At 60.8% G+C, this 19631-nt stretch carries 19 protein-coding genes; 14 read left to right on the top strand and 5 right to left on the bottom strand.

Going from position 1 to position 19631, the window contains the following annotated elements; all coding sequences use genetic code 11:
- Positions 1-357: 357 nt before the first annotated feature.
- Both HMPREF9237_RS06435 and def read right to left on the bottom strand, forming a co-directional pair.
- The gene (locus tag HMPREF9237_RS06435) at positions 358-1389 is read right to left on the bottom strand and encodes a ChbG/HpnK family deacetylase (protein WP_231366712.1); all 1032 of its coding nucleotides are present in this window, start codon (positions 1387-1389) and stop codon (positions 358-360) included.
- Positions 1390-1476: 87 nt separating this feature from the next.
- A complete protein-coding gene (gene def, locus HMPREF9237_RS06430) occupies positions 1477-2034 on the bottom strand; it encodes a peptide deformylase (RefSeq protein WP_016442929.1) in 558 nt (185 codons plus the stop codon).
- A gap of 183 nt (positions 2035-2217) precedes the next feature.
- Between def and HMPREF9237_RS06425 the strand changes: the two genes are divergently transcribed.
- Entirely contained in the window at positions 2218-3426 is a 1209-nt protein-coding gene (locus tag HMPREF9237_RS06425; RefSeq protein ID WP_016442928.1) for a glycosyltransferase, read from the top strand.
- Between the two features lie 7 nt (positions 3427-3433).
- Here HMPREF9237_RS06425 and HMPREF9237_RS06420 read toward each other — a convergent pair whose 3' ends face one another.
- Positions 3434-4195, bottom strand: a complete 762-nt coding sequence (locus HMPREF9237_RS06420) for an IclR family transcriptional regulator (RefSeq protein WP_051107003.1) — start codon at positions 4193-4195, stop codon at positions 3434-3436.
- 299 nt (positions 4196-4494) lie between these two features.
- Between HMPREF9237_RS06420 and leuC the strand changes: the two genes are divergently transcribed.
- From leuC to murA, 3 genes are all read left to right on the top strand, one after another.
- A complete protein-coding gene (leuC, locus tag HMPREF9237_RS06415) occupies positions 4495-5988 on the top strand; it encodes a 3-isopropylmalate dehydratase large subunit (RefSeq protein WP_016442926.1) in 1494 nt (497 codons plus the stop codon).
- Positions 5989-6008: 20 nt separating this feature from the next.
- Positions 6009-6659: a 3-isopropylmalate dehydratase small subunit gene (leuD, locus tag HMPREF9237_RS06410; protein WP_016442925.1), complete on the top strand. Its 651-nt coding sequence runs from the start codon at positions 6009-6011 to the stop codon at positions 6657-6659.
- Positions 6660-6748: 89 nt separating this feature from the next.
- Positions 6749-8074 carry a UDP-N-acetylglucosamine 1-carboxyvinyltransferase gene (gene murA, locus HMPREF9237_RS06405; protein ID WP_016442924.1) on the top strand — a complete coding sequence of 442 codons (1326 nt, stop codon included), beginning with the start codon at positions 6749-6751 and terminating at the stop codon, positions 8072-8074.
- Positions 8075-8159: 85 nt separating this feature from the next.
- Here the strand turns inward: murA and HMPREF9237_RS08980 are convergent, their stop codons facing one another.
- Positions 8160-8801, bottom strand: a complete 642-nt coding sequence (locus HMPREF9237_RS08980) for an AMIN-like domain-containing (lipo)protein (RefSeq protein WP_051107002.1) — start codon at positions 8799-8801, stop codon at positions 8160-8162.
- Between the two features lie 96 nt (positions 8802-8897).
- Between HMPREF9237_RS08980 and HMPREF9237_RS06395 the strand changes: the two genes are divergently transcribed.
- The 5 genes from HMPREF9237_RS06395 to HMPREF9237_RS06375 all read left to right on the top strand — a co-directional run bounded on the left by HMPREF9237_RS06395 (position 8898) and on the right by HMPREF9237_RS06375 (position 14571).
- Complete coding sequence (locus HMPREF9237_RS06395) at positions 8898-9980, top strand: D-alanine--D-alanine ligase family protein (RefSeq protein WP_016442922.1); 1083 nt, start codon at positions 8898-8900, stop codon at positions 9978-9980.
- On the top strand, positions 9981-11075 hold the full coding sequence (gene thiL / locus HMPREF9237_RS06390) for a thiamine-phosphate kinase (protein ID WP_016442921.1): 1095 nt from the start codon (positions 9981-9983) through the stop codon (positions 11073-11075).
- Positions 11076-11240: 165 nt separating this feature from the next.
- The gene (gene adhP, locus HMPREF9237_RS06385) at positions 11241-12257 is read left to right on the top strand and encodes an alcohol dehydrogenase AdhP (RefSeq protein WP_016442920.1); all 1017 of its coding nucleotides are present in this window, start codon (positions 11241-11243) and stop codon (positions 12255-12257) included.
- Between the two features lie 304 nt (positions 12258-12561).
- Complete coding sequence (locus HMPREF9237_RS06380; protein WP_016442919.1) at positions 12562-13791, top strand: OFA family MFS transporter; 1230 nt, start codon at positions 12562-12564, stop codon at positions 13789-13791.
- Positions 13792-13839: 48 nt separating this feature from the next.
- Positions 13840-14571, top strand: coding sequence for an SDR family NAD(P)-dependent oxidoreductase (locus HMPREF9237_RS06375; protein ID WP_016442918.1), 732 nt, complete (start codon positions 13840-13842; stop codon positions 14569-14571).
- Between the two features lie 174 nt (positions 14572-14745).
- On the opposite strand, the gene rpmB is transcribed toward HMPREF9237_RS06375, so the two are convergent.
- Positions 14746-14937, bottom strand: coding sequence for a 50S ribosomal protein L28 (gene rpmB / locus HMPREF9237_RS06370; protein WP_016442917.1), 192 nt, complete (start codon positions 14935-14937; stop codon positions 14746-14748).
- Positions 14938-15147: 210 nt separating this feature from the next.
- Between rpmB and HMPREF9237_RS06365 the strand changes: the two genes are divergently transcribed.
- Genes HMPREF9237_RS06365 through HMPREF9237_RS06345 form a run of 5 tightly spaced genes read left to right on the top strand, consistent with a single transcriptional unit; the run spans position 15148 to position 19630 of the window.
- The gene (locus HMPREF9237_RS06365; protein WP_081637323.1) at positions 15148-17361 is read left to right on the top strand and encodes an ATP-dependent DNA helicase RecG; all 2214 of its coding nucleotides are present in this window, start codon (positions 15148-15150) and stop codon (positions 17359-17361) included.
- A gap of 3 nt (positions 17362-17364) precedes the next feature.
- Positions 17365-17973 (top strand): 16S rRNA (guanine(966)-N(2))-methyltransferase RsmD, encoded by a 609-nt coding sequence (gene rsmD / locus HMPREF9237_RS06360; RefSeq protein ID WP_016442915.1) that lies wholly within the window; start codon positions 17365-17367, stop codon positions 17971-17973.
- Between the two features lie 33 nt (positions 17974-18006).
- A complete protein-coding gene (gene coaD / locus HMPREF9237_RS06355) occupies positions 18007-18480 on the top strand; it encodes a pantetheine-phosphate adenylyltransferase (RefSeq protein WP_016442914.1) in 474 nt (157 codons plus the stop codon).
- Positions 18477-19070, top strand: coding sequence for a hypothetical protein (locus HMPREF9237_RS06350; RefSeq protein WP_016442913.1), 594 nt, complete (start codon positions 18477-18479; stop codon positions 19068-19070). Before coaD ends, HMPREF9237_RS06350 begins: the two co-directional genes overlap by 4 nt.
- Positions 19070-19630, top strand: coding sequence for a YceD family protein (locus HMPREF9237_RS06345; RefSeq protein ID WP_016442912.1), 561 nt, complete (start codon positions 19070-19072; stop codon positions 19628-19630). The genes HMPREF9237_RS06350 and HMPREF9237_RS06345 overlap by 1 nt, the downstream gene beginning before the upstream one ends.
- Position 19631 lies beyond the last annotated feature (1 nt).

Below are 19631 nucleotides of genomic sequence, written 5' to 3'. Positions count from 1 at the left end.
ACCGCCGCGCAGGCGAGGACGGTATGTTTTTCCGGGATGTACTTCGCATGTACGACAAGTGCAGTACAGCTCTGAAAACACATACCGCCCCTGCAGGTGCTGGTGTGACTATTGAAGTTGGTGAGATCCATGAGGTTCTCGCGGGAAGGTCGCCGCGTTTGTCCGAAATCAAAGTCACAGCAACGGCAGCCCCGTCCTGAATGCGCATTGTGTGCCTATACGGTTCAAGATGCCCACTTTGACACCTCTACCCACGATTCGCCTGCGATGCGTGGCGGCCCGAATTTTCTGTTGGCGTAGCAAGGAAAAGTCCGGGTGTTAGCGACCATTTCTATCTACTTACCCGCGAAGAGCGCGTTATTTACGCATATCATCAATCACGTTGTGCATAACATCATCGTCAAATCTGGTGTCACTCGCTGCCACGAGCTTACCTTCAACAACTTTCAACGTGGCCTTACTGCCAGCCGACACAGTAGATATCCCTTGCACATCGGCACACCGCGCCCGCGCTACCGCCCGCAAGAATGACGGATCGCGCATGAGCCGGGTTTCCCATTCCCCGCGCCCGGCTCCGCTATCCTCGCGGGCCGGAGTGAATACCACCTGGATTGCCGGACCAGCGCATTCCTCCAAAGCCGAAAGGTAGGCATGGCGTAATTCCCCGTAACTTTCGGCGGGGAACTCGGGTGGGAAGAAAACGACGTCGTCCGGAAGCCGTACCCCAAGAGCATCCGCACGTTCCACACGCCGCGCGTGCGCAGCTACCACATCCGCATCGGTACCGGAGTTCGCGTGCCGCGCCGAACCTTCTCCGGCCCCTGCACCCAGATCCGTCAGGTACCGCGAGGCGGCCAGGAGCGGATCACCCCGGCGCGCGTAACGCAGCGGCACACCCACGCGCCCGCAAAACTCCAGGGCGCAATCAATAACCAGGCCGCGCCCGCGAAAATCGCGACCGTAGCGCGGGCCAGCAATACCCGCGGGGCGATAGCCACGGTCCTCCATCCAGGAGAATTGCGCGGCCAATTCCGTGAGGATGTCTGCACGCACGAGTTGCGGGGGACCGGTGCTTTCTTCCGCGGATAAGTAGCGGCCGCCGCGGTCCGTCAAACTTGAGGCGTGCGCGGCGACGGCGCGCCACGGAGCCCCGGGCCCCTGCGAGCTAATGGCGAAACCCAGCAAAATCCGCCCCGGATCAATGCCGACGGCCGCCAAAGCCCGCAGGGCGTGATCCGCCGCGGGGGCAGCAACTAGGAGGGTTGCACAGGTGGCATGCCCGCGTTCGAGCATCTCGATAATGAGATTATTCAGGGCACGATTGCGCCCCAGCCCATCCGCGCACACCGCGACGGTGCGGGCCGAAGAGCTGGGATGGGATGCAATCATGTCGCCAAAAATATCCATCTCACGTTACCGAAATATGAACAAAAAATGAATGGGAGTCCGCGCGGCGGCTACGCGGGACCGAAAGCGCTAGTATTCGAGGTTGTCGCGCCCGGGCAGCCAGGTATTCCCCTTTTTGCCCCAGCCGTGCTCACGCTTGGCACGTTTCGCTGCGGCTTCCTCGCGCCCCGTGAGCCGATCCACGTACAAATGGCCGGTGAGGTGGTCATATTCATGCTGGAGAATGCGCGCGAACCACCCGGTTGCCTCGATTTCGTAATGCTCGCCCTTTTCGTTTTGCGCCCGTAGCAAAGCGCGCGGGGAGCGCGCCAGGGGATACTGTTCGCCGGGGAAGGACAGGCACCCTTCTTCGAAAGGCTCTTCATCCGGATTCACAGGTTCAATAAACAGCGTGGGATTAATAGCGACGCCGCGCTCGGGAGCCTCATCCTGATCGGCATAGACCCACACAAAAATCTGTTTGCCAATACCGACCTGCGGCCCGGCCAGCCCCACCCCGGGAGCCGCCACCGTGGTCTCATACATATCTTCGACCAACTGTGCCAGTTCCTCGTTAAATTCCGTAATGGGCTCGGCCGGCCGATGCAGAACGGGATCGCCGGTGATGTAGATAGGAAGAATAGCCATGCTTTAGTTTAAGGCCCGGGCGCGCCCAGGCAAAGAGCATTCCGTTCCGGTGCTTTTTCTGTCAGATGCGGGCGCTAAGCTGACGCTAGGAAAAAGAACGACGGCGCACCTACCCGCCGCGGGTGGGATGCTCCATCAATGGAACTCCTCCGTGGGGTATCTTCCGTAAGAAAGTGAGGGCTTATGCGCATAGCGCTTGTCTCGGATTGCTTCCTCCCGCGCCTGGGCGGGATCGAAGCTCAAACCCGTGATCTTGCCCTAGCCTTGCGGGATGCCGGCCACCGGGTGCTGATTATCACCGCCACCCCGCGCGATACCCCTCCGGATCCCGGGATCCCAGCGGATCGGGATATTGTGGCGGGTATTCCCGTCCAGCGCATTACTTCAGCACTCTTCGGTCATCTCCCGGTATCCCCGGGGCACGGTGCCCAGTTGCGTGCTTCCATGCGCGGTGCGGATGTGGTGCATATTCAAGCGGGGGTGGTTTCGCCTTTTGCCTGGGCGGCCATGCGCATCGCCGCGGTGGAAGGTATCCCCACTACTGTGACCTGGCACTGCGTATTGGATCCGGTGGAAAAGCTACTTGCCCCGCTGCGCTGGGTTACCGCGCGCGGTGTCGTCCATAACGCGGTATCCACGTGGGTGGCCGGGCAGGTACACCGGGCGGTGGGTGGTGACGTAAAAGTTATTCCCAACGGTGTGGATCTGGGGGAGTGGCGCACGGTTGCTGCCTATCGCCTCGGGCATCGGGGTACTTCGGCTGCCTCACGTACTCTCGGGGTAGCTGGTGCTGGCGGGGTTCCAGGCCTGGCGAATCGGCCGGGTGTCCCAGTGGAGGTTGTGGCCGCACGGCGCCTGGCTCCGCGTAAACGCAATGCTGCCCTCATTGACTGCGTGTCCGGGGCACGCCAGCTTACCGGGCGGGATATCCACCTCACCATTTACGGGGATGGCCCGCTACGCTCCCAATTGGAACGGCGCGGGCGTTCGCGCGGGAACCCGGGTCCCGGGGGAAGCTGGCTTCATCTTCCCGGCCGCACGGATCGGGCCGGACTCATGGATGCCTACCGGCACGCGGATATTTATCTCACCAGTTCACGCCGCGAGGCCTTCGGGATTGCCACCCTGGAAGCGCGAGCGGCCGGGCTGCCCATTATTTCTCCGGCCGGTACCGGAGCTGATGATTTCCTTGAGGACGGGCGCTCGGCACTCCTGGCAGAAACAGATGCGGATATGATCGCGCAGTTGGCCCGCCTGGTAGAAGATACCGCGCTGCGCACCCGCATGGCTCACCATAATGCGAGCGTGGCGCCCGGATACGGTTGGGAGGAGGTGGTTCCTTTGGTCCTTGCAGAATATGACCGGGCCATTCGGAACAGTAGTGGGTGGTAGTCCTCGACTACTCGCTAATGCCCTCGGTTGTTTGAAGAACGTCGGTGAGGCGCCCGGCGGCGGCCACCACCGCTGCCGAATGTACCCGCCCGGGCTGGCGGCCCATCCGCTCCAGCGGCCCAGAAATGGATACCGCTGCAATAACCCGGCCGCTCGGCCCGCGTACCGGTGCGGAGATAGAAGCCACACCGGCTTCGCGTTCACCCACGCTTTGCGCCCAACCACGCCGACGCACCGCGGAAAGATTCGTGGCCGTAAAGGAAGCGCCCTGCAAACCGCGATGCAATTGATCGGGCTCCTCCCATGCGAGTAACACCTGCGCTGCCGAGCCTGCCTTCATCGAGAGGGAAGCGCCCACCGGGATGGAATCGCGCAGACCCATGGTTCGTTCGGCATTCGCCACGCAAATGCGCTGGTCGCCCTGGCGGCGGTAGAGCTGAGAAGATTCCCCGGTATGGTCACGCAGCGCGATAAGCACGGGATTCGCCGCGGCGATGAGTCTGTCTTCACCGGTGGCGGAGGAGAGTTCACCCAGGCGCGGCCCTAAAGAAAAACGCCCTTCGTTATCGCGGGAAACGAAACGGTGGTATTCCAGTGCGACGGCCAGTCGATGCGCCGTCGGCCGTGCTAAATGGGTAGCGGTCACCAGTTGCGCTAATGTTTGCGGGCCCGCCTCGAGAGCATCGAGCACGGCGGCAGCCTTATCGAGAACGCCCACACCACTTCCCTCTGGGGCGGGCGCAGGCTGAGCGTGAGGAGAATCAACCATACCGAAATTTTCTCATCTCAATAAGTGAGATGCAAATGTCCACACTGTGGTGCCGCGCGCAGTGCTGTGGCTTCTGTGTGCATTGCTAAAACTTCCCCGGACCACTTCGAGACTCCGGAGCCGCCGCGTTACAGTAGCGTAATGTCCATATTATGAGACTTTTATCTTGCCATGTGGACGAGGTTCGGTACAGTGGTCCGCGGACCACCACAACCGATCACCGTTGGAAAAGTAGAAAAGCAGAAAAGTAACAGCAAGAAGAACCCGGGAAGATACCCGGGGAGGAGGGGAGGGCCGGGATGGGGCGCACACTCGCGGATAAGATCTGGGATGCCCATCTGGTGCGGCGTGGCGAGGAAGGAACGCCCGACCTTCTCTACATTGATCTGCATCTCATCCACGAAGTAACCAGCCCGCAGGCCTTTGACGGATTGCGCCTGGAAGGGCGGCCGGTGCGCTGCCCGGACCGCACCGTTGCCACGGAGGACCACAACGTTCCAACCATTGACATTGATCGTCCCATCGCGAATACCACTTCGCGCAAACAGGTGGAAGCGCTGCGTGCTAACGTCGCGGAGTTCGGCATCCCCATTTATTCGCTAGGACACGCGGATCAGGGAATTGTCCACGCGGTTGGCCCGCAGCTGGGCCTGACCCAACCGGGTATGACGATTGTGTGCGGGGACTCCCATACCTCGACCCACGGTGCTTTCGGCTCCATCGGGATTGGTATTGGCACCTCGGAAGTTGAGCACGTCCTCGCCACCCAAACCCTGCCCCTCCAGCGTTTCAAAAATATGGCCATTACCGTCAACGGCACCCTGCGGGAAGGAACAACGGCGAAGGACATCATCCTCGCTGTTATCGCCAAGATCGGAACTAACGGAGCGTCCGGGCACATTATCGAATACCGCGGGGAGGCAATCCGGGCACTGTCCATGGAAGCACGTATGACGATCTGCAATATGTCCATTGAGGCTGGGGCGCGCGCCGGGCTGGTGGCCCCGGACGCCACCACGGTGGATTATGTGCGCGGGCGCCCGCACGCCCCGCGGGAGGATGCCTGGGATGCCGCGGTAGCATACTGGTCCACTCTCTACACCGATCCTGACGCGCTTTTCGATACCGAAGTTGTTCTTGAAGCCTCTGAAATTGAGCCCATTGTCACCTGGGGCACGAATCCTGGACAAGGGGCGCCGCTGTCCGGCGTCGTTCCTTATCCGGAAACACTGCCGGAAGAAAAAGAGCGCCAAGCCGCGCGTGAAGCCCTCGCATATATGGATCTGCGGCCGGGCACGCCCATGCGTGATATTCACGTGGATACCGTCTTTATCGGTTCGTGCACGAACGGACGTATTGAAGATCTGCGCTCGGTGGCCGCGGTGTGGCGCGGGCGCCACAAAGCCAAAGACCTGCGCGTCATGATCGTGCCGGCTTCGGCGCGGGTGCGCCTCCAAGCAGAAGCCGAAGGACTGGATGAAATTTTCCGGGCTTTCGGTGCTGAGTGGCGCAATGCAGGCTGTTCCATGTGCCTGGGGATGAACCCCGACCAGCTCACATTTGGCGAGCGCTGCGCCTCGACGTCAAATCGTAATTTCCGCGGTCGGCAGGGCCCGGGCGGGCGCACCCACCTCGTTTCCCCGCTGGTGGCCGCCGCCACTGCGGTCACCGGCCATATTTCCCATCCTGCGGACCTCACCCCGGTTGCACATCTCGCCCCGGTCGCGGGTGCGGGTACCCTACCGGCCGCAGTCCGCGCTGTACCGGCCGTGGGCCGCGCCGCCCGCTCGTAGAATGTAGAAAGAACAGATCCGTGGAAATTTTCACCCAGCACACCGGTATCGGAGTTCCCTTGCGCGAAACCGAGGTGGATACCGATCAGATCCTGCCCGCTCGCTACCTCAAACGCATCACCAAAAGCGGTTACGAGGACGCACTCTTCCACGAACGGCGCAAAGACCCCGGTTTTATCCTCAACCAAGCCCCGTACACGGCCGGTTCAATTCTGGTTGCCGGGCGGGATTTCGGTACCGGTTCTTCACGTGAACACGCCGTGTGGGCGCTGCGCGATTACGGTTTCCGCGCTGTTCTCAGCCCGAGGTTCGGTGATATTTTCCGCGGCAATATGGGAAAACAGGGCCTGGTTGCGGGGAAAATTAGCGACGACGCCGCCACGAGGCTGTGGGAACTTTTGGAAGAAAAGCCGGGCCGGGAGCTGACCGTTGACCTGGAGGCCGGTGAGGTGCGCTGCGCTGATATCGCCTACCCCTTTGAGATCGATCCGTATACCCGCTGGCGTCTCATGGAAGGCCTGGATGATATTGCCCTGACTTTGCGTGATATCTCCCTCATCGAGGAATACGAAGCCCATCAGCCGGGTTTTACTCCGCGTACCCTGCCGCAGCGGCACCTTCCCGAGGTGCCAGTACGTTCGGCGCGCCTGGCCCCCGATTCGCAGGCATAGCGCCACCCGGATATCCTCATAACTCCGGAAATCGGCCGCGGGCCGGTATGCTGGCTGGGTACCTGTGACACGCGAGAAAGGCGGAGAGTATGGTGTCCCAACTTGTGGTTCGCGGAGGAGTCCCCCTGAGCGGTGAGATTACTGTGCGCGGCGCAAAGAATTTTGTGTCGAAATCCATGGTTGCTTCCCTGCTCACCAAAGAAACATCCGTGCTGCGCAATGTGCCGCAAATCCGTGACGTTACCGTGGTCTCGGAGCTGCTCGGCCTGCACGGCGTGGCGGTCAATTACCAGCCGGAAGCCGGTACCGTGGAAATCACCCCCGGTGATATTCACCTGCCCCACGATCCGCACGAAGTGAATGCCCTGGCCGGTTCCTCACGTATCCCCATTCTTTTTGCGGGCCCGCTGCTGCACCGCCTGGGCGAGGCGTATATTCCGGACCTGGGCGGGTGCCATATCGGCTCGCGCCCTGTGGACTTCCATCTGCGTGTCCTGGAAGAATTCGGTGCCAAGCGCGTCCAAGAAGAAGCAGGAATGCACTTGGTGGCACCCAAGGGATTGCGGGCCAAGCCGGTGCGCCTGCCCTATCCCTCGGTAGGGGCCACCGAACAAACCCTTCTTACCGCGGTGATGGCGGAGGGCGTGACGGAGCTGTCCAATGCCGCGGTGGAACCCGAGATCATGGATCTCATAGCGGTACTCCAGAAAATGGGTGCGATTATTTCGGTGGATACTGATCGCGTTATCCGCGTGGAAGGCGTGGATGAACTGGTCGGTTACTCCCATACTTCCCTACCTGACCGCATCGAAGCAGGCTCCTGGGCTGCGGCTGCCCTAGCCACCGGCGGGGATATTTTCGTACGCGGGGCCGAACAGCAGTCGATGACTTCCTTCCTCAATCTTTTCCGGAAAGTCGGCGGCAAATTCGATGTGCGCGACCACGGCATCCGCTTCTGGCACCCGGGCGGCGCGCTACAATCCGTATCTTTTGAAACGGATGTGCACCCCGGTTTTATGACCGACTGGCAGCAGCCGCTCGTCGTCGCGCTTACCCAGGCCGAAGGTATGTCCATCGTCCACGAAACCGTCTACGAAAACCGTTTCGGCTTCACCGAAGCGCTGCGGGATATGGGTGCCAATATCCAGACCTATCGCGAATGCTTGGGCGGGCACGAATGCCGTTTCGGGCAGCGTAACTTCTACCACTCGGCTGTCATCCAAGGGCCTACCCCGCTGCGGGCCACCGATATTGTGGTTCCTGATCTGCGTGGGGGATTCTCCCACCTCATTGCCGCGCTGGCAGCCGAAGGGGAATCCCGGGTATCCGGGGTGGATATTATCGATCGCGGATACGAAAAGTTCCTGGATAAACTCCAGGCCCTGGGTGCGGATGTTACGCCCCTGGATGACTAAGGGAGTCGCGGCGCACCGTTAAATAAGCACGGCCTGGTAGTACATAACTCCCAGGCCGTTCCTTAGTTTTACCTATTCAAAGGTATTAGTTATTGGCAACGTCAATAACGACCCGTTTGGGGCTCTCCAGTACCTGAACCCGGTAGGGACGGTCCTTATCCAGCCCGATATGGACCTGGTGCATGCCTTCAAAAGCATGTTCCACATGAACACCCTGAACCACTTTCGCGCCCCCGAGGTTTGGAACGGAGAGGTCCGCCGCCTGAGAAGGATCTTCTGGGTAGGTCACCCCGGAAATGCTCAGGGTGAGGAAACGCTTGCCCGGAATATCCAGGGGGCGCCCGGAACCGTCCTGAATGGCTTCATCACCGAAGAAACTGAACCATTCCAGATCGGCGTCGCTGTCATATTCCACGACCACGCGATCCCAACCTTCGTGGCCGGCCACCCGAACCGCGGTAGGAACCGCGGAGTTTTCGGTGAGCTTGGGATAGTTCGGGGACTGTGAGTCACCTTCAATAAAACCTTTGAGGGAGGCTTGCGCATCCTTGGGCGTGAGGCTGGGCGACTGGCTCACCGCCGGAGCCGAAGCTGAGGCAGTCGGGGTGGCGGGGGCGGTGGAAGCATCGCTAGCTGCGGCACCTTTTCCGGGTGCGGAACAACCGGCCAGCGCGAGGGCGGCACTGCCCGCTAGCAGGACAAATAACTTCGCTGTGTTCTGTGTCATATGTTTACTGTAGTAGGCCGCGCCCGGGTTTGTCACCTTGCCGCGCGGCCTGGCGTACTACCCTGGGTACAGCACTGAGTAGAAAGGTGTCCATTCGTGGCCACACATCACGTCGCCCTCATCTACGGGGGTGTGTCCGGAGAACACTCCGTCTCTTGCCTGACCGCAGCTTCCGTTCTGGGAGCCATTGACCCGGAGCGCTACACCGTTATCCCTATCGGAATTACCTCCGAAGGAATCTGGGTTCCTATGAGCACGGAGGAGGTGGCAGCCGGCGCGGAGGTGCGGTATCGCGGGGAGCGCGTGCTAGCGGATTTCGGTCCCGGAGGCGGTTTTGTGGTGCGCGGGGAGGATGGTAGCTCACGCAGTCTCGGTGCTATCGACGTCGCCTTCCCGCTGCTCCACGGCCCCTTTGGTGAGGATGGCACCATCCAGGGAACTTTCGAAATGATGGGTATTCCCTACGTGGGCTGCGGAGTTTTCGCCTCCGCTGCGGCTATGGATAAGCACTATATGAAACTGGTGCTGGAATCAGCCGGGCTTCCGGTTGCTCCCTACGTGCTCGTGGAACCGCAGCGCTGGAAGGCCGATCCCGATGGGGTACGCGCGGACGTTGCTGAACGTTTACAACTTCCCGTTTACGTCAAACCAGCTCGTGCCGGCTCTTCGCTGGGGATAACGCGAGTGGCTGAGCTTTCACAGCTCGATGCCGCCATTGCCACAGCGCGCGCCGTCGACCCTAAAGTTATTGTGGAAACAGGAATCCCGGGCCGTGAAATCGAGTGCGCCGTGCTCGGCGGGCGTGACGGGGCCGCGCCACGGGCCTCCGTGCTCGGGGAAATCGTTTTGGACGTGCAATGGTATGACTACGCCACGAAATACGTGGCAACCGAAGGCTTCCATATGGAGATTCCCGCAGCGCTTCCGGATGCGGACGCGGAGAAAATGCGGAGCCTGGCGCGGCGCGTTTTCGAAGTCTTCGAATGCGAAGGCATGACGCGCGTGGACTTCTTCTACACCGCCACCGGGGAGATGTACGTCAACGAACACAATACAATTCCCGGGTTCACCGCCGTGTCCATGTACCCCATCCTGTGGGAGAAAACGGGGCTGAGCTATCGCGATCTCATTTCCGAACTTATTGACCTCGCCCTCGCCCGCGGGGTTGGGCTGCGCTAAATGGTGGGAAGTTCCGAACCGCAGCGGCCGAGTGCCGGTTCCGGAGGCGGCGCGGTACAGGGCCTCGGGCCACTGGTACGGGATCTGAGCGAAGCTGAGCTCCTCGCGCAAATCGTACCGCTACTCCCTCGCGGAGAAACAACAATCGTTCCCAGCGGGGATGATAGTGCGGTGCTTAGCTTGAGTGACGGCCGGGTCACGGTCTCCACTGATATGCTCGTCGAAGGCGTGCATTTTCGGCGCGACTGGTCCAGCGGGCGCGATGTCGGATGGCGGGTTGCCGCCCAAAATATCGCCGACGCCGTCGCGATGGGGGCGCGGCCACGTTCTCTTGTTGTTGCCATGGAGTTGCCGGGGGATGTTCCGGTGGCCTGGGTAACGGATCTTGCGCGCGGCCTTGCCGAATGTTGCGGCCCGCTCGGGTGTGGGGTCGACGGCGGAGACCTCGTGAGCGGGAGCCATATGGCGATTAGCGCGACCATTCTGGGTGATCTAGAAGGGCGCACCCCGCTGCAACGTTCGGCGGCAGCTCCCGGCCAACCGCTGCTTCACTGCGGAAATCTCGGGCGGGCAGCGGCCGGCTTAGAACTACTCAACCGGGGTTTCGCCCCGGAACGAAGCTCTTTCCCGGATGCCGCCACCCTTCTCATACAGGATTTTCTGCGCCCGCGCCCGCCTGTCACCGAGGTGCTCAGCGCCGTGCGCGCTGGAATGCGCGGGGCACTGATGGATGTTTCCGATGGCCTCATCCGGGATGCTCAACGCATAGCCGCTGCTTCCGGCGTGCATATTGATATCCACTCTGAAACGCTCAGCCGCCACGCCCATGATCTTCTTGATGTGGCGCGGCACCTCGGGCGTTCAGATCCGCTTGAATGGGCCTATGGCTGTGTGCTCACCGGCGGGGAAGACCACGGTTTTCTCGCCACCATGGACGTGAGCCCGGAACGGGCCTGGGGTGCCCGCATTCCGCATCTACCCGAGGGCTTTAGTCTTATCGGGGCAGTGGAAGCCGCGCATCCCGGTGGGTTAGTGACCGTGGACGGGCGTACTTGGACGCAGGGGAGCGGCTGGGATCATTTTCGGCACGCCTAAATAATTGAACGTGTATATATAAATGGCTAAACTTATTTTTTGCGCGAAATAAGGACGTTCTCCCCTGGAATATTATGCCGTAGCTCGCAAAAATAGGAAGTGGTGCGAGGACCCGCACCGCTTTAACTGGGAGTAAAGATGCTCCCGCTGAAATAGGAGGAGAAAATGCGAGCAGCGACAGTTCGAGAACCCTCGGACGGCTACGTTGACATTAAGGACGTCGAACTGCGTCCTATCAAAGCCAACGAAGCACTCGTCGATATCGAATACTGCGGCCTGTGCCATACGGATATCCACGTGGCCCTCGGCGATTTCGGTGACGTGCCGGGCCGCATTATCGGCCACGAGGGTGTGGGCGTTGTGGAACAAATCGGTGAGGATGTCACCTCGCTCAAGGTGGGCGATCGCGTCTCGGTTGCCTGGTTCTTCCGCGGCTGTGGTCATTGCGAATACTGCGTAACCGGTGATGAAACCCTGTGCCGGAACGTGGAAAACGCCGGCTACAGCGTTGATGGCGGCATGGCTGAGAAGTGCATCGTCGTGGCAGATTACGCAGTCAAGGTTCCCGAAGGGCTGGATCCAGCCGAAGCTTCGTCCATTACTTGCGCGGGCGTGACCACCTACAAGGCTCTCAAGAATGGCAATATTCGCCCGGGCCAGTGGGTAGCGATTTACGGCGCGGGTGGGCTGGGTAACCTGGCTATCCAGTACGCCAAGAATGTGTTCCGCGCGCGCGTGGTTGCAGTTGATATCAACGATGAGAAGCTGGAATCGGCAAAGAAGGTCGGGGCTGACCTTGTTGTGAATTCCTCGGATATTAACTCCGGGGAATGGATCCAGAAGGAAGTGGGGGGCGTGGATATCGCGGTGGTGACCGCGGTATCGCAGGTTGCTTTCGGCCAGGCGGTGGACGCCATGAAGGCCGCCGGGACCGTGGTGTGCGTGGGACTTCCCAAGGGCACCATTGACCTGAATATTCACCGCACCGTTCTGGATGGCATCAAGGTGGTGGGCTCCCTTGTGGGTACCCGCCAGGATCTGGCCGAAGCCTTTGACTTCGGAGCCCAGGGCCTCGTCAAGCCGATTGTGGCGACCCGTCCGCTCGATGACATCAACGATATGATCGACGAAATGCTGGCCGGCAAGATCGAAGGCCGCATGGTTGTTGATTTTTCTAAGTAGCTCCTGAGGAAGGGGCCGCGCGTGGCACAGCGTCACCGCGGCGATACCTCTGCATATCTCTACTCGGCGGGGGCGGATCCGGTTTATCCGGGTCCGCCCCCCGCAGTTTGTGCAGTTTTCTGCTCTTCGTTTTGTGGCCGTTGGGCTCCTGTTCGCGCGTTCCCTCCTCTACGTATATTGATCTCCTCCTGGTGGTATGCCGGGTATACCCGGTGGTACTCTAGGCCGTACTAGTACTTAAGGCCTAAGTGTTCAGTTGAATGGGCAACGGAACTTCATGGCCACCACCATTGGGAGACTATCTATGGGAACGATTGTTTCAACGCCAAATCGCTGGCTCGTCCTCATATCTGGCAGTGTTTTTACCTTTGCTTTATCGGGTACATCTGCTTTCTCGGTCTTCGTTTCTCCTCTCATGGAAGAAACTAGCTGGGATATGGGGCAAATTACCCTGGCCTTCACGCTCTACAACATTTTCATCGCCACCATGGGAATTATCGTCGGAACCGTGGCTCATAAGGTCACCCCCGGCCGCATCGTCTTCACCGGCGCTTTATTTTACGGCGTAGGTTGGGTTCTCACAGGTTTTGCGAATAGCGTTGTCATGATGTGGCTGACTTTCGGTGTCCTAGCGGGCATCGGTGGCGGCATGATCTATAACTACACCATTACCTCGGTACTCAAATGGTTCCCGGATCGGCGAGGTCTCGCCTCCGGATTGGTCATCGGATTCGCTGCCGTGGGGCCGGTTTTTGCAGCGCCGGTGGCGACCGCGGTTATTGAAGCTAAGAGTGTTTTCGCAGGGTTTATCGTTTTGGGGATTGTCTATGCCGCACTCATGTTCGTGTTCGCGGTATTCGTGCGCCCTCCGGCCGAAGGGTACAGTCCTGCTGGATGGATCCCACCCGGCACGGATTCTTCTGTGCCCGGCGGACTGCAACTCAACTGGCGGGAGATGATGAAAACTCCTACCTTCTGGCTCCTTTTCTTCGTTTTCGTGGGCGCGGGTACCTCCTACATGATGATGCTTGGTGCTGCGGCCACCATTGGTAAAGAACAAGCCGGAATGTCGGTTGAGCTGGCCACCATCTCCGTGACAGTGGTCGCGCTATCGAATTTCATTGGTCGAATGATCTTCGGGGCGCTTTCGGATAAATTGGGGCGCGAAATCACCTTGATGATCGCCATGTCCGTCAATGTGGCAGCCATGCTATCCATGTCGGTGGTGGCACACGCGGGTCTGTTCCTTGCCTTGATGGCCCTGGTCGGTGCTTCCGGTGGGGCTCTGCTCGCCCTTTTCCCGGCGCTAGTCTCCGATCAATTTGGTGCCAAGTACTCCACCCTCAACTACGCCATTATGTTCACGGCGTATTCCGTTGCGGCCCTCATCGCTCCCCAGCTGGCGGCTTTCTATCGGCAAAGTGGTAATTACGCGCCAGCATTTATGTGGGCGGCCGGTTTGACGGTTGCTGCCATGGGCGCTCTTGGAATTGTTATGAAGAAGGGCACCGTATCACAGCGGCGCTCCAAGTAATAAAAGCTGCCGCCAGAGGCAGTGTAACCCAATATAAGAGGAGAAAAAATGAGTCAGAAAACTGCTGTTATCACAGGAGCAGCATCCGGTATGGGGCTCACAGAGGCCAAGCTCTTCGCGGAGCGCGGCTACAAGGTTGCCCTTCTTGACGTCAATGAGGACGGTCTAAAATCTGCGGTAGCGGAGATTCGCGAGGCAGGCGGGAAAGCACAGTCCTTCACAATTGATCTGACTGACCGCGATTCGATTATTGCCACCGTGGCCGAGGTGGAAAAAGAATTCGAGTACATTGACGTGCTCGTGAATAACGCCGGTGTCTTTGATAAGTACCAGGCATCCCTGGATACCCCGCGCGAACGCTGGGATTTCCTCCTGGCTATTAACCTGACCTCCGTCTTTGATATGACGAACGCAGTCCTTCCCGGTATGCTCAAGCGTGGCGAAGGTGCGGTGGTTAATATCGCCTCCGTTGCCGGAATTGTGGCTGCCAAGGGTGGGGCGGCATATACCGCGGCAAAGCACGCAGTTATTGGCTATACCAAGCACCTTGCTTCGGAATATAGCAAGGAAGGAATACGCTTCAACGCTGTGGCGCCGGGCACCATCGTGACTCCTTTGGTTGCCGGCATTGTGGATTCTATTCCTACCGATCCGGTTCCGCTGCGCCGCTTTGGTCAGCCCGAAGAGGTGGCGGAAGCAGTCTTCTTCCTCGCGGACGGCAAGGCCGGTTTCGTGAATGGCACCACGCTGACCGTGGATGGTGGCTTTACTATCCAATAAAGCGTTTGTGAAACTCCAGGGGCGCACCCGGTTCTAACCGAGGCCCGGGTTTCCCTCAGATCTACAAGGATAAAAAGGAAGTGGTCGGGAACAACATCCATGTTCCCGACCACTTCCTATGCTGGCACCGGCTTACTCGCGGGAGCGAGCCAGAACGCAGCGAAGCCACAGTACTTAGGCGGCGCGCTGCACCTTGCCGGCCTTGAGGCACGAGGTGCACACGTTGAGGCGCTTGGGGGCGCCCTTCACAAGCGCGCGAACACGCTGAATATTCGGGTTCCAGCGGCGGCTTGTACGCACGTGCGAGTGCGAGACGCTCTTCCCGAAGCCCGGGTGCTTGCCGCAGACGTCACAAACAGAAGCCACGGTGTTCTCCTTCGGTTGATCATGGATCCGCTCGCGCACCTGCCGCTGTTCGGTAGATACACCTGAGCGCATAGGAAAATTACAACTCCACTAGTATAGCGGTAAGCTGCTTGCTTGCCAAAGGTTCCCTCCGTGGCGTAGGGCACGTGTGGCGGGGGGGCGTCGTCGTCGTTACAAATATTGCAGAGCGGTAACGGTAATGTGAACGGTATGGACAGTGCGCAGGCGGCGGCACGTACCCGAGGCGGTACCCCTGCCGTGGTATCAGACGGATGGACCGCGCTGAGTGTGCCACTTGAGCGCGCTCTCGGCAAACGCAGCGCCACCTCTTTCGCGCGGCTCGGGCTGCACACCGTGGGCGAGCTGCTCTACCACCTCCCCTTCCGTTACGCCCGGCGCGGTGAACTCCTGCCCATTGAACAGGTGCGCGAAGGTGAGGACGTCACCGTGATCGGCCGGGTGGTGGGGGCGGAACTACGGCCTATGCGCGCGCGGCACGGCTTTATTCTTTCCGTTCTTATGACCGACGGCGCCCGCGAACTCAACCTCACCTTTTTCGCGAAGTCACAGCGGGTGCTGGCCTACCACGAACGGCGCCTGCAACCCGGCACGGTCGCGGCATTCTCCGGAACGGTGAGTTCTTATCGCGGCACGCTGCAACTCACCCACCCCGATTACGACCTGGTAGAAGACGAGGGGAGTGTTGACGTGGAACGTTTACGCCGCCCTATCCCCATCTATCACGCCAGCGCCGCGCTGCCCTCCTGGAAAATCGAGCGGGCGGTCAGCACTGTTCTTACCGGGCTGACCAGCGTGGATGTTCCCGATCTGCTCCCCGCCGGCTACCGGCACGCCCACGGTCTGCCCACCCGGCTTGAGGCTCTGCGCCGTGCCCACCGCCCGGAGGAGCCCATCAGCGCAGCGCTCGCCCAGCTACCCTTCCGTCACGAAGAAGCCCTCGTGCTCCACACCGTCCTCGCCCGGCGCCGCGCCGCTCGCGCCGCGCATCCCACCAGCGCTTACCCGCCGCGGAGCGGAGGCCTTCTGGATGCTTTCGATGCCCGCCTGCCCTTTGAACTCACCGCCGGGCAGCGCGCGGTCGGCGCAGAAATCGCCGCCGATTTGGCGGGCACCACCCCGATGCAACGCCTCCTCCAAGGAGACGTGGGAAGCGGGAAAACCGTGGTGGCCCTGCGTGCCATGCTCCAGGTGGTCGACGGGGGCGGCCAGGCGGCGCTCCTGGCACCTACCGAAGTGCTGGCTGCCCAGCATGCCCGTAGCGTGCGCGACCTGCTCGGAGATCTGGGCGCGGGCGGGATGCTAGGTGCGGCCGAGCAATCCACCCGAGTGGAACTCCTCACCGGTTCGCTCACCGCCAGCGAGCGGCGCGCCACGCTTGCCCGGATCGCTTCGGGAGAAGCCGGCATTATTATCGGTACCCACGCGCTGCTCTCGGATACCGTCCAGATTCCTTTCCTCGGTCTGGCGGTGGTGGATGAACAGCACCGCTTCGGGGTGGATCAGCGCGATAGCCTCGCGCGCGGCGTCCACACCCTTGTCATGACCGCCACTCCCATCCCGCGCACCGTTGCCATGACGGTTTTCGGAGATATGGCGGTATCTACCCTGCGTGATCTGCCCGGTGGGCGTGCCGGGGTGAGCACCGTCGTCGTTCCGGAAAACCGCGCGAACTGGATCGCGCGCATGTGGTGGCGTGCCCGGGAAGAAATAGCGGGAGGCGGGCGCGTATACGTGCTCGCTCCCCGTATTAGTGAGAACGACGACGCAGCCGCGCCCGCGGAGGACCCGGGCAGTGAAGGCACGTTGGCCACCGTGACCGAACTGGCCGAACGCCTGCGCGCCCTTCCCCAATTCGCGGGAATCTCGGTGGGGGAGATGCACGGTCGGCTCAGCGCCGCGGAAAAAGACGCCACTATGGCGGATTTCGCGGCCGGGCGGGTCCCCGTGCTCGTCTCCACCACCGTCATCGAAGTGGGGGTGGATGTTCCTCAGGCCACCATGATGATCATTATGAATGCTGAACGTTTCGGGCTTTCCCAGCTGCACCAGCTGCGCGGGCGCATCGGGCGCGGGAGCAAAGCCGGTCTGTGCCTGGCGGTGAGCGGCGCCCCGGAAGAGAGCCTGGCCGCTGAGCGTCTCGCGGCTTTCGCCGCCACCACGGACGGCTTCGCGCTGGCTGAGAAGGATGTGGAGCTGCGCTCCGAAGGTGATGTGCTCGGAACTCGGCAGGCGGGAACCACCTCCCACCTGCGTTTCCTCTCTGCGGTGCGCGACGCTGATATTATCGCTACCGCGCGCGCCGCCGCCACCGACCTCGTAGAGCGCGGTGCCGTGGGCGCGGAATTGGAGCGAGCGGCGGACGCATTGGATACCGAGCGAGCCACCTACCTGGAAAGGGGATAAGCAATGACACGTATTGTTGCCGGAACCGCCAAGGGGCATATTCTGCGGGTGCCGAGCTCGGGAACACGCCCCACCTCGGAAAAAGCGCGTGAAGCAGTATTTTCCCGGCTGGATCACCGCGGGTTTATCGCCGATGGGGAAGTGCTCGATCTTTTTGCCGGTTCCGGTGCCCTGGGACTGGAAGCGAAAAGCCGCGGGGCACGCGCCGTTGTTCTGGTGGAATCGGAAGGGCCGGCGGTCAGTATTATTCGTGACAACGCCGCCCGCGCCCACCTGGATGTGACCGTGGTCCGGATGAAAGCGGAAAAGTACCTCTCCCAGGAACCGAATTATCGTTTTGACGTCGTCTTCGTGGACCCGCCCTATCGTTACACCGAAGCGCAGATTACGAAAGTGCTCGACGGCCTGGCCCCGCACGTAGCCGCGGACGCCGTCGTCGTTGTGGAACGCGATAGTTCCTCACCGGAACCTAGCTGGCCGGAAGGATGGGAACTGGATGATTCGCGCCGTTACGGCACCGCGACGTTGTGGACAGCGCAGCGCAGCGAGAGTGCACAGGGCGCTGAAGCAGCGGTGGACGGCGAGAGCGCGCTGCAGTCGCGCGTCGACTAGGCTGAGCACCTCAGGAAAGATTAGGCTATAACTATGACGCTTGCAGTCTGCCCCGGGTCTTTCGATCCCGTCACTTTTGGACATCTCGACGTTTTTGCCCGCGCCGCTTCCCTCTTTGACGAGGTTGTTATTCTGGTCGCGCATAACTCTTCGAAAAATCCGCTTTTTTCGCCGCGGCAACGCGTGGAGTTCATTCGCGAAGAAGTGCGCCATATGGCCAATGTGCGGGTGGAGGATTTCGGCGGGCTGCTGGTGGATTTTTGCCGAGATATCAGGGCGGATGCCATCGTCAAGGGACTGCGCTCCGCGGTGGATCTGGATGCGGAATACCCCATGGCGCTCATGAACCGGGAAATATCGGGGATCGAAACGGTGTTCCTGGTGGGGGATCCGGCGAAAGGCCATATTGCCTCCTCGCTGGTGAAAGATGTGGCACGGCACAAAGGTGACGTGCGGAGTTTCGTTCCCGCGCGGGTGGCGCGGGCTTTGGAAGAGGAGATGCAATGACTCACGATACACGCGGGGAATCGGTGGTGGAGATCCTCGATGAGCTCCTCGCCCTGGTGGATAACGCACGTTCCATCCCCATGTCCGCCTCGGTGATGATCAACCAATCCGAGGTGCGTGACCTGCTCCAGCTAGCCCGCGATGCGGTACCCGATCAGGTGCTCCGCGCCGATGATGTGCTGGCCGATATCGATTCGGTGCGCGCCTCCGGGCGCCAGGAAGCAGCGAGTATTATTGCCTCGGCCCGCCAGGATGCAGAAAATATTGTGGCGGAAGCACGTGCCCAGGCCAGTCGGCTCGTCTCCAATGACGCCATCACCATTGCGGCGCGCTCCACCGCCGCGCGAATTGAGGACGAAGCCAAGCAGAAAGCCGAACGGCTACGCGAAGGCGCCAACCACTACTCTGATTCGACCCTCGCTAATCTGGAAGGCCAGGTGAACGGGGTCGCGGCCGCGCTGGAAGAGGCCGTGCGGGCCGCGCATGAAAAAATGGATGCGGCCCTCGCCCAGATTTACGCGGGCCGGGAAGTTCTTGCCAGCCGCCAAGAAACCACCGACGCTGTTTTTGATCATTCCGAGGAGGAATAGTGGACCTTCGCAGTCCTTTTGTTGTCTCGCTGCACGATTTACCGCGTAGCGACGGGTCCTTTATGCCGGTGCGGGAAACCTTCGCGGCGCCCGCGGATCTGGGTATCGAGCTCATGGCCGTCCCTACCGGATCCGAGCTGGATGTGGATCTCAACCTCACCTCGGTGTCCGAAGGTGTGTACATCGGCGGGCAAGTGCATTTCACCGTGGAGGGCCAGTGCTCACGCTGCCTGCGCGATATTCACGAAGAACGTACCCAGGAAGTATCCGATCTGGCCTACTACCCGCAGCGGCGTGCCGAACTCATTGCCGAAGGTGATGAGGATGCGGAAGAACACCCGGTCATTGAGGATGACCACGTGGATCTGGAACCGGTGCTCCGCGACGCCATTGTGCTCAATCTGCCTTTCCAACCCCTGTGTTCCCCCACGTGCCAGGGCCTGTGCGCCGGCTGTGGGGAACGCCTGGAAGACCTGCCCGAAGGGCACCACCACGAGGCACCCACCCTGCACTCGGACGCGCTGGACGCACTGGAAGCCCAGCTGCGGGCACAGGAGTAAG

Origin of the sequence: Actinotignum schaalii FB123-CNA-2 (genome assembly GCF_000411135.1) — a bacterium.
Taxonomy (GTDB): Bacteria; Actinomycetota; Actinomycetes; order Actinomycetales; family Actinomycetaceae; genus Actinotignum; species Actinotignum schaalii_A.
This window is presented reverse-complemented; position numbering and strand designations above follow the sequence as displayed.